The sequence below is a fragment of the Sphingomonas cellulosilytica genome, from assembly GCF_052321755.1.
Lineage (GTDB): Bacteria > Pseudomonadota > Alphaproteobacteria > Sphingomonadales > Sphingomonadaceae > Sphingomonas.
In genome coordinates this window covers 345247-355824 of sequence record NZ_JBQRTT010000002.1, presented here as the reverse complement: position 1 = coordinate 355824, position 10578 = coordinate 345247, and the positions used below count along the sequence as shown (strand labels likewise).

Annotated in this window: 7 protein-coding genes; 1 reads left to right on the top strand and 6 read right to left on the bottom strand. The window is 66.7% G+C overall.

All coding sequences use genetic code 11. The features are described 5' to 3' along the window. Window positions 1-46 precede the first annotated feature (46 nt). From rhaM to ACTZQ5_RS05020, 5 genes are all read right to left on the bottom strand, one after another. Complete coding sequence (rhaM, locus tag ACTZQ5_RS05040) at window positions 47-361, bottom strand: L-rhamnose mutarotase (protein ID WP_443584062.1); 315 nt, start codon at window positions 359-361, stop codon at window positions 47-49. 74 nt (window positions 362-435) lie between these two features. Then, a complete protein-coding gene (locus ACTZQ5_RS05035; RefSeq protein WP_443584061.1) occupies window positions 436-1941 on the bottom strand; it encodes a rhamnogalacturonidase in 1506 nt (501 codons plus the stop codon). 13 nt (window positions 1942-1954) lie between these two features. After that, window positions 1955-2716 (bottom strand): L-rhamnose 1-dehydrogenase Lra1, encoded by a 762-nt coding sequence (gene lra1, locus ACTZQ5_RS05030; protein ID WP_443584060.1) that lies wholly within the window; start codon window positions 2714-2716, stop codon window positions 1955-1957. Between the two features lie 19 nt (window positions 2717-2735). Next, window positions 2736-3536: an IclR family transcriptional regulator gene (locus tag ACTZQ5_RS05025; protein WP_443584059.1), complete on the bottom strand. Its 801-nt coding sequence runs from the start codon at window positions 3534-3536 to the stop codon at window positions 2736-2738. 90 nt (window positions 3537-3626) lie between these two features. Then, the gene (locus tag ACTZQ5_RS05020) at window positions 3627-6869 is read right to left on the bottom strand and encodes a TonB-dependent receptor (RefSeq protein ID WP_443584058.1); all 3243 of its coding nucleotides are present in this window, start codon (window positions 6867-6869) and stop codon (window positions 3627-3629) included. A 350-nt stretch (window positions 6870-7219) separates the two neighbouring features. On the opposite strand from ACTZQ5_RS05020, the gene ACTZQ5_RS05015 reads away from it, so the two are divergent. Continuing rightward, entirely contained in the window at window positions 7220-9145 is a 1926-nt protein-coding gene (locus ACTZQ5_RS05015) for a rhamnogalacturonan lyase (RefSeq protein ID WP_443584057.1), read from the top strand. Here ACTZQ5_RS05015 and ACTZQ5_RS05010 read toward each other — a convergent pair whose 3' ends face one another. Further along, window positions 9146-10453 (bottom strand): DUF418 domain-containing protein, encoded by a 1308-nt coding sequence (locus ACTZQ5_RS05010; RefSeq protein WP_443584056.1) that lies wholly within the window; start codon window positions 10451-10453, stop codon window positions 9146-9148. Window positions 10454-10578 lie beyond the last annotated feature (125 nt).

Sequence of the window (10578 nt, the reverse complement as noted above, 5' to 3'; positions counted from 1 at the left end):
CCCGGAACGAGTCCGGGGTGACGAAGAGGAAGGAGCGGCGTTCCGATCAATCATGGTGAAAGATCAGCGGCAGCGCGGTTTCCACCGGGCGGTTGTCCGCCTCCACCTCCATCAGCGGCGCCATGTAATCCCACCAGCGCTTCATCACGGGATGATCGGGCAGTTCCGCCTGCCGGTTGTCGTCGGCGAGCTTGAGCACCGCGAACAGCGACAGCGTCACTTCGTCGAGGAAGATCGAATAATCGTGGATGCCGCTGTCGGTGAGCAGCGCGGACAGTTCGGGCCAGATTGCATCGTGGCGGCGGCGATATTCGTCGACCACGCCGGGCTTCAGCTGCATCTTGAATGCGTGGATCGCCATGCTCACCCCTCCAGCCCATTATGTGGTATTGGTCTGTAGGATTTGGTAATGGCTTATCGGCCTGAGGTCAAACGCTAACCGCGCCAGAGCGGCGTGCCGGTGACATGCAGGTCGACGACATCCTCGGTTGCGAAGGGCGGGCGCGCATCGGGGGCCACGGTGGCGAGCGACAGGCCGCGGATGGTGAGGCCACGCGCGTGGCGCGCCCACAGGCCCCAGGCGGGCGTGACGCCGAACATGCTCGGTTCGGGATAGGCGGAGGCGAGGTCCTCCGGCCGCCGCGCCGCATCCGCGGTGGTGCCGCCACCGGCATAGCTCAGGTGGATGTCGCGAAGCGTCACGTCCTCGATCCTGTGGCCGGGCAGGCCGGCGATCGTCGCGGCGAAGCGATGATCGATGCCGGTCGCGCTGATCTCGCCCAGCGTCACGCCGCGGATCGCGCCGACGCCGGTGCCGGCCGGCCCGCGGCGGCGGTCGCCGATGCGCAGGAAGAGGGGCGCGGTGGTGACATCGTGCATCGTTAGCCGGCGCGCGATCACATTCTCCATCACCCCGCCGTCGACCGTCTCCAGCGCAAGGCCACGGCAATGGTGGAAGCTGCAATCCTCGATGCGGATGTTGCGATAGCCGCCGTTGCTTTCGGTGCCGAGCTTGATCCGCCCGGTCGGTCGATCACGGTCGGGCGCCATCGCTTGCGTGGTGCGGCGGCTGCCGTCGAGCATCGTGCCGAGATCGTAGCCGCTGACCGCACAATGGCGGATGGTGACGTTCTCCGCCGCTGCCGCGCGGCCGAGCGCATAGCTGCTCTTGACGACGATAGCGTCGTCGTTGGGCGTGTTGACGCGGCAGCGCTCGACCAGCACGTCGCGCACGCTGTCCAGATCGATGCCGTCGCGGTCGGTATCGATGCTGAGGTCCTGGATCGTCAGGCGCTGCGTGCCGGTGGCGAGGATGGCGAAATGGCCGCATTTCGCCATGGTGAAGCCGGCGAGGCGGATGTCGCGGCCGTTCTTGAAGGCTATGGCCTTGTTGCCGAGGCCGTTCATCCGCGCCGCGTCGGGTTCCAGCCTGGCGATCTCCGCCGCGGTCATCTGGCGCATCGACAGCGGACGTTCGCCGGTCTGCGCCTTCCAGCGGGCACCGGGACCGTCGCGAGTGAGGCCGCGGCCATCGATCAGGCCGGGGCCGAGGATCGCGATCTGATCGACATCCTCGCCCCAGATCAGGCTGTTGCGCCAGTGGCTGTGGCCGAAGTCCTGATAAAGTTGCTCGCCATTGTCTTCGGGCAGGTCGTAGCCGGTGCCGGCTGCGGCCTCGATCACCGCACCCTCGGCTAGCGCCAGGGTGACGTGGCTGCGCAGGCGGATCGAATAGCAACGGTAGCGCCCCGCAGGCACGACGACGGTGCCGCCATGCGGGCGCGCGGCGGCGGCGGCGATGGCGGCGTTGAAGGCGGCGCTGTCGATCGCGCGCCCGTCGCCGCGCGCGCCATGGTCGCGCACGTCGATCGTCGCGGCGGCATGCGTGGGGAAGGGGAGGAAGGCGGCCATGCCGAGGATCGCGTCGCGACGGGTCGGCATGGCAGCCCGATCCTTATTGCAGGTTCACGTACATGCCGCCGTCGACCAGCAGCGAGGCGCCGGTGACGTAGTTCGACAGGTCGGAAGCGAGGAAGACGGTGGGGCCGACCAGGTCGTCGGGCTGGCCGAGGCGGCCCAGGGGAATGCGCCCTTCCATGTACGCGCGCTTGCCCTGATCGGCGAGGTCTTCCTTGTTGATGTCGGTGAGGATGGTGCCGGGGAACAGCGAGTTGCAGCGGATGCCGTGCTTGCCGAGCGCGATCGCGACCGACTGCATCAGCGAATGCAGGCCGGCCTTGGTGGGCGTGTAATGCGTCTGGTACTCGCCGCCGACCAGCGCCGAGATCGACGACATGGCGATGATCGAGCCGCCATCGCCCTGTTTCACCATCTGGTTCGCCGCCGCCTGCACCATGAAATAGGCGCCGTGCAGGTTGACGCGCATCGTTCGCTCGAACGTCTCGACCGGCATGTCGAGGAAGGCGTGGAAGGGGCAGATGCCGGCGTTGTTGACAAACACGTCGACGCGGCCGAGCGCCTCTACCGCCTGCGCGACGAAGGCGGTGGCGGTGGCGGGGTCGGATACGTCGCCCTGGATCGCGATGCCCTTGCGACCCAGCGCCTCGATCTCGGCGACCGCGGCATTGGCGCCGTCGACATCGCGGCTGAAGTTCAGCGCCACGTCGGCGCCATGGGCTGCGCAGCCGATCGCCACGGCGCGGCCGATCCCGGCCGACGCGCCGGTGACCAGCACCGTCTTGCCTTCGAGCAACATTGCATTCTCCTTGAGGGGATTAGTCCGTCTGCGGCTCGAAGCCGAGTTCGTGGCTGATCGCGTCCGCCGTGCCGCGCACCTCGTCGGTCAGCGTCGTCATGCGATCGTCGCTCATATATTGCGCGGCGCTCGACACGCTGATCGCGGCGACGATCTTGCCGGCGGCATCGCGGATCGGCGCGGCGACGCAGCGGATCTGGTCCTCGTTCTCCTCGAGGTCGAAGGCGCGGCCGGCCTTGGCATAGCCCTCCATCCGCTGCGTCCAGACCATGGCATCGGCCTTCATCGCGCCCGCCGCCTGGTCGGCCGCGAACCGCTCCTGCCAATAGGCCGGGGAGGAATCGATCATCAGCGCCTTGCCGAGCCCGGTGGAGCTCAACGGCTGGCGGTCGCCGACGCGGCTCGAAATGGTGATGCGGCGGCGGCCGGGCACCTTGTCGAGGTAGAGCGCGAAATCCCCGTCGAAAACGCCCAGATGCACCGTATCCTCCGTCGCGGCGGCAAGCTCCTCGAGATAGGGCCGCGCGACCTGGACGAGATCGGCCTGCGCCTGTGCCAGCGTGCCGAGCAGCAGCAGCTTCGGCCCCAGCCGGTAGCCTGAGCGCGGGGTGAAAGCGAGATAGCCGCGGTCGACCAAGGCCGACAGCAGGCGGTGCGTGGTGCTCTTGGTGAGGTCGAGCTTGGCGGCGAGTTCGCTCAAGGACAGCACCTCATGGCTGACCGCCTCGATCAGGTCGAGCCCGCGCATCAGCGTCTGGCTGCCTGCGCCGACCGAACCGGCGGCGTCGGGTTTCTCGATGGTTGCCACGGAAGCTTTCATGCCCACTCCTTAGGACGCCTTCTTACATCCTGGCAATCGACGAAGCGACCGGTCGTTCGCAGAAACGACCGGTCGCGGGGAGGAACGGTTCTAGAACTTCAGCTGGAAGCCGGCAAAGAAGCGCTGCCCGGGGTAATAGACCTCCGATGTGCCGATGTTCTTGATATAGCTCTTGGAATATTCCTTGTTGATGTTCTGCATCTCCATGAACAGGCTGTAATGCCATTCCGGGAAGCGGAAGGTGATCTTGCCGTCGAGATACCCTTCGCCCTTTCGGTAGATCGGATTGTTGCCGTTGTTCGAATCGGCGACGATCACCAGCCAGTCCGACCGGTAATTGTACGCCAGCCGCGCGTTCAGCCAACCTTTGTCGTAGAACACGCTGGCGTTGTACGTCCATTTCGACAGGCCGGGATATTCGTCGAGGGGCTGACCGGTTGCGGTGTTGGTCAGGTTGGTGCGGATCGCCCGGGCATAGGTAGCGTTCCCCGAGATGCCGAGGCCGTCGAACGGCTTGGGCAGGAAGGTGAGCGCGGTCTGGGCGTTGACCTCGACACCGTCGAGCAGCGCGCCGAACCCGTTGATCGGCTGGCGCACCGTGTAGAGCAGGCCGTCCTGGAACAGGTCGACGTTGCTGCGGGTCACGTTGGGAACGACGAAGCTCTTCTCATACTTCTTGTAATAGCCGACGCTGATGAGCGTATCGCGATTGGGATACCAAGCGAGGTTCGCTTCCCACTGGTCGGCGCGATACGGGACCAGCGCCGGGTTACCGGCCGTGCACGTGTCGTTGGCCGCCGCAATCGTCGCATCGTCGAGGCAGTTGATGTTGGGAACGAGGTCGAGCGGCTTGGGCCGGGCGAGGTTCTTTGCCCAGTTTGCCCGCAGCACGAGGTCCGGCGTGATCTCGAGGGCCGCGTTGAACGCGGGCAGGATGTCGTGGTAGCTGTTGGTCAGCGAAAGCTGCTGCGACGTCAGGATGACCGTCTCGGTACCACCGGTCGCCGTGAAGCGGGTGACGCGCGCGATGTTCGTTCCGACGCCGGTATCACGTGTGTAGGTATAGCGAACGCCGGCATTGCCGGTGAGATGCATGCCGAACACCTGCGTATCCAGATTGCCCATCAGATAGCCCGAGGCGATCTTTTCGGAGATCTTCGCCTGCGGGATCTGCGGCAGGCCGTTGGCCTGGAACAGCAAATCCTGATCGAAGCCGGACAGGTCGTAATATTGGGCGAGCAGCGCCGAGTTGAAATTGGCGAAGGCGATACGCCCGGGGATCGCGGATGGTGCGCCCTGCAGGCCGGTGAACAATGGTGCGCCGCCACTGGTCGCACCGAGCGAGGTGAGCAGCGAGGCATATTCCGCCGGCGTCAGCTGGTTGGTGTAGCCGCCGCTACCGATGGTGCCCGTGGGGGTCGAGCGGGCGGTCACCACCGGCACGATGTTGGTCGTGTACGAGACGTTGGCGCTTGTCTGGTACGTCAGCGGCGTGGCGCCCGGCGCACTGAGCAGACGCGTGCCGCCGCCGTTGTAGAGCACATAGTCCTGGCTGCGGAACTGGCCGCCATATTCGATGCTCTTGAGCGGCCCCAGTTCGACCTGCCAATCGACGTCGAGCTTGATCTGGTCTTCGGTGTTGCTGGTGTAGGTCGGGCGATATTGCACGGTCGGCCCGGCGAGGCCGAGGTTGTTACCCGGACGGGTGAAATTGGTGTAGATGCTGGGGTCGGCTGGGTCGATCGTGCTCGGATAGGTGAAGACCGGAATGCCGAGATCGTTGCGCGTATCGACCGAAACGCCCGAAATGCCGGTCGACAGCCCGACGAGGTTTGTTTGCCCGTTGGTCTTCGCCGTGGAGCGTGAGACGAGCCCCTTCACCTGGATGCGGTCGAAATCCCAGTCGAAGCCGCCGATGTAGTAGCGCGACTGTTGATCATACTGGAAATCGCGGCGTTGTACGCCGAGGATGTTGCTCGAACCGCTGTAGTTCGGCGCGGCGGCTGTGCCGATGTTCACCGGATTGAGTGCGGTGGTGTAGCTGGTGACGACGTGGTTCGCGTCCACCGTCGCGCTGCTTTGCACCACCTGCGGCCGCGATGTGGCGCCATTCAGCCCGGCGGGCAGCGTCGGATCGAGCTGGAAGCGCTGGAAGCGGCCGAGATCGAGAGAATAGTTGGTGTCGAACAACCGCTGGTTACGGTTGTTGATGTTGGCCTCTCCATAGATGCGGAGATTGGGCGCGACTTCATATTGGACGGTCAGGTCGCCCGAGATGCGCTTGTCGCGGCGGACCAGGGTACGATAGCGCGGTACCGTCGGCGCCCAGTCGAAGAACTGCGTTTCGCAGGCGAGCCGCCGCGCGGTGGCGTTGGACGTGTTCTGGCCGCCGACGCCCGCGCAGCTCGCATAGGTGTTGAAGTTGGAATAGAGCGGATCGGCCACCGTCTTCTGATCCGAATGGTCGAAGTCCGCCAGGCGGTTGTAGTTGGTGTTGCTGGCAAAATCCTGGCGCGTCGACTTGTCGTCGTAGGTGACGTTGAGCAGCACGCCCAAGCCTTCGGTCAGGAACTTGGGGGTGCCGAGGATTACGGTGCCACGCGGACGCCAGTCCTGCGTCAGGTCGAGATGCTGTTCGGAGAAGACGACGCTGCCCAGCGGCTTCTTGAGTTCCAGCGGCTTGCGGGTCTCGATGGACACGGTGCCGCCGAGGCCGCCCTCGGTCAGGTTGACTGCATAGCCTTTGTAGACGTCGATCGACTTGACGAGTTCGGTGGCGAGTTCGCGGAAATCGCCCGCGCGCGTGCCGTTCGCAGAAGCTTGGCTGACGCCGTTGATCTCGACGCGGTTGAGGTCGGGCTCGACGCCGCGGATCGACACGGCGACACCCTCGCCGAAATCACGGCTGAGCTGCACGCCGGTAATGCGGGCGAGGGAATCGCCGACGTTCTTGTCGGGGAAGCTGGCGATATCGTCGGCGACGATCGAGTCGACGACCGTGTTGGCCGCGCGCTTGCGCGCGATCGCCGATTGCAGCGAGGCGCGGGTGCCGACGACCAGGATGTCGTCCGGCGCGGCTTCGGGATTGTTGCCGTCCTGCTGCGTCAGGTCCTGGTTGGTGGCGACGGGAGCGTTCGTTTGGCCGCCGGGGTTGCCGGCCGGGGTTTCGGCGGGCGTCTTGGGTTCGACCGCCGCCGACGAAGGCGCGACGTTGCGGTCGCCGGGGATCGGATTGGTCTGCGCGGCGGCGGGCGCGATCGCCCAGCCGAGAGCAAGGGCGAGGGCGGAGGTCGTCGCAAGCGTGCGGCGAGCAGCCAGGCGGCTGGCGGTCATGGATCTGTCTCCCTGTTGGGGGCCGCGGCGGGCGGCCGATGGGCGCTGCACCCGGCAGCCGCCCGAGCTAGATGGCGAAGGTCAGCGTCAGCCCGTCGTGACGGCCGCGTACGTGCGCACGGCGGGATCGGACGCGGTGGTCGTCCCGGTGGCGGCGGCTGTCGTGCATGTCAGGCTGTTCATCGCGTAACCCCTCCAGATATCGACGCGGATTTTACCGTCGCCGCGGCGTGTCGCCGGCTCCCTAGTCCACATACTGGACTGGCGTTCCGATCCTATGTTGCCAAAATTTGAAATGCAATCATGATTATTGAGACAAGCTGATTCGCCAGCGCTGGAGAGGACCGAAGATGACGAGACGCTGCAACAGGATAGCCGCGGCATTGCTGATGGGATCGATGCTGGCGGGCGGTACCCTCGCGCAGCCGCCGCGGATCGCCGAGCGGCTCGATCGTGGGCTGGTGGCGTCGCCGGCGAAGGACGGGGGCTGGCTGGTCAGCTGGCGGCTGCTCGCCGACGATCCGCGGGGCATAGCGTTCGACGTCTATCGCGACGGTCGCAAGGTGAATGCGCAGCCGGTTGCTGCCGCCACCGCCTTCGTCGATGCGAACGGCAGCGCAACCGCGCGCTATACCGTCCGGCCGGTGGTCGGCGGCAAGAGTGGTACGGCGAGCGGCCCGGCCCTGATGCTGCCGCGCGGATACCTGTCGATCCCGCTGACCCCGCCGCCGGGCGGCACCACGCCCGACGGGCAAGGCTACACCTACACCGCCAATGACGCCTCGGTCGGCGATCTCGATGGCGACGGGCGGTATGAGGTGGTGTTGAAATGGGACCCGACGAACAGCCACGACAACAGCCAGGCGGGCTATACCGGCAACGTCTTCCTCGATGCCTATACGCTGGAGGGCAAGCGGCTGTGGCGGATCGACCTCGGCCGCAACATCCGCGCCGGCGCGCATTACACGCAGTTCCAGGTGTTCGACTTCGACGGCGATGGCCGGGCCGAAGTCGCGATGAAGACCGCCGACGGCACGGTCGACGGCGCCGGTACGGTGATCGGCGATGCCAAGGCGGACTGGCGCGGCCATGACGGCGAGGTGCCGCAGCCCGATCGTACCGGGGCCAAGGTGCTGGCCGACGGCACCAAGGTCGCGCCGCTGCAAGGACGCATCCTGAAGGGGCCGGAATATCTGACGGTATTCGACGGGCGCAGCGGCCGTGCGCTGGCGACCGCTCCTTACGACCCGCCGCGCTTTCCCGGCGGCAACCCGAGCTTCGAACAGCTGCGCGATACCTGGGGGGATGGCTATGGCAACCGGTCTGACCGGTTCCTCGCCGGCGTCGCCTATCTCGACGGCAAGCGGCCGAGCATGATCTTCGGACGCGGCTATTATGCGCGCACCGCGGTGGCCGCCTGGGATTACCGCGGCGGCAAGCTGACGCGGCGCTGGCTGTTCGACAGCGCGGCGCCGGGAAATGCCGATTATGCGGGCCGCGGCAATCACGAACTCAGCATCGCCGATGTCGACGGCGACGGACGCGACGAGGTGATCTACGGATCGATGGCGATCGACGACACCGGCAAGGGCCTGTGGACGCAGCCGCTGTACCATGGCGACGCGATGCACGTCAGCGATCTCGACCCGCTGCGTCCGGGCCTGGAAAAATGGGGGGTGCATGAGGATGTGAAGCGCAACGGCGGCATCGGATCGGCGCTGCTCGATGCACGCACCGGCGCGGTGTTGTGGACCAAGCCGGCCGATCGCGACACCGGCCGCGGCCTTGCCGCCGATATCGATCCGCGGCACGTCGGCGCCGAACTGTGGGGCTCGAACAGCCGCGAGCTGTTCGACGTGAAGGGGCAGCCGATCGGCCCGGCACCGCGGCAGACCAACTTCGCGCTCTATTGGGACGGCGACCTGCTGCGCGAGCTGCTGGACGGCACGACGATCAGCAAATGGGACTGGCGCACCGGCAGCGCTGTCCCGCTGCTTCACCCCGACGACGTCGCATCGAACAACGGGACAAAGGCGAACCCGGCGTTGCAGGCGGATATCCTGGGCGACTGGCGCGAGGAGGTGATGTGGCGGTCGGCGGACAATCGCGAACTGCGGATCTACGTCACGCCCTATCCGACGACGCACCGGCTGGTGACGCTGATGCAGGACCCGGTCTATCGGCTGGGCGTGGCGTGGCAGAATACGGCGTACAACCAGCCGCCGCACCTGTCCTATTTCCCCGGGCCGCTCACCCCGCGCGATACGGCGGAATGATCAGAGCGGGGCGGGGTGCGGCCGCGCCCCGGCCCCGCCATAGGCGATCAGGCGGAGCAGCGTCTCCGCCGGTCCCATCGCGTGGCGCGCCAGCCACCAGCGGCAGAGCAGGGCGGAAACGATCCAGATGCCGCATGCGATCAGCCACAGCTGCGGCAGCGTGAAGACGCCGAGATAGCCCGCCGCATAAAAGATCAGCGCGCCGAGGAGCGACTGCAAGGCATAGACGCTGAGCGTCATCCGCCCGAGCGCGCGCAGGGTAATTGCCTGTCCCAACACGCCGGAGCGCAGCAGGGTGACGGTCAGCCCGGCATGGCCCAGCGTCACCAGCAGCCGCGCCGGCTCGGCCATCGCCTCCGCGGCGATCCACGCCCAACCGGGCACGAGCGGCGATCCCATGTCGAGTTCGGTGCGCGCCAGTAAGGCCAGATGCAGCCCGCGCAGCAGCAGCCCGCCGCCATAGCCGCCGATCAGCATCAGGCGGTAGGTCGCGGCCGGAGCGGCGCCGGTCAGGATGCCGAGCCGGAACAGCGCCATGCCGATCAGCATGAAGCTGACGCTTTCGGCGATATCGACCCAGCCGGTGATCGTCAGGTTCTCGCGCATCCAATAGCCGGCGCTCCAGTGCAGCAGGCCGGTCAGCTGGGTGCGCTGTGCGATGCGATGCGCCCGCTCCTCCGGCGACGGGTGGAGGACGGCGCGATGCTCGCGCTCGGCGGCGACGGCGCCCTGTGCCGCCGCATCGTAGGGCGGGCGGGCGATGGCACCGCGCTCCAGCTCGGTGACCTGCTGGTGTGTCCAGAAGGCGCCGTTCGCGCCCAGTCCGGCGATCAGGACTGCGGCGGCGAGCAGCAGCGCGCGCGGCCGGGCCGAGCGGAAGACGAGCAGGAACAGCCCGCTGACCCCGTAATTCCACAGGATCTCACCCGGCCACAGCAGCACCAGCCACTGCACGATGCCGAAGCCCATCAGCGCGACGCAGCGCCGCGCCCAGATGTCGAGCGGGCGTGTCGAGGCGCCGGCCCCCTCCGCCCGCCGCAGCATGATAACTATGCCGGCGCCGAACAGCAGGGTGAAGAGGCCGCGCATCGCCCCTTCGACGAACAGCATCTGGATGCCCCAGCTGATCCACTGCGCATTCCATGCCGCGGGAAAGCGCGTCAGCGGATATTCCGACACATCGCCCATCGCATGGATGTTCATCAGCAGGATGCCGCAGATCGCGACGCCGCGCAGCACGTCGAGCGTGTGGATCCGCTCCGCCGATGGTCCGATTGCCTGCGGCGGTGCTGCGGGAGTGTCGGCCATGGTCGAGGTGTCGCGCGTCATGGCTTTCAAGCCGCTGCCCTGGTTCGAAAAATCCTGCCCCCGGCGCTGACCGCATGCGCGCATCGGACGTAACGGACCAGCGGTTAACGCCGCTCGGCGCCGTA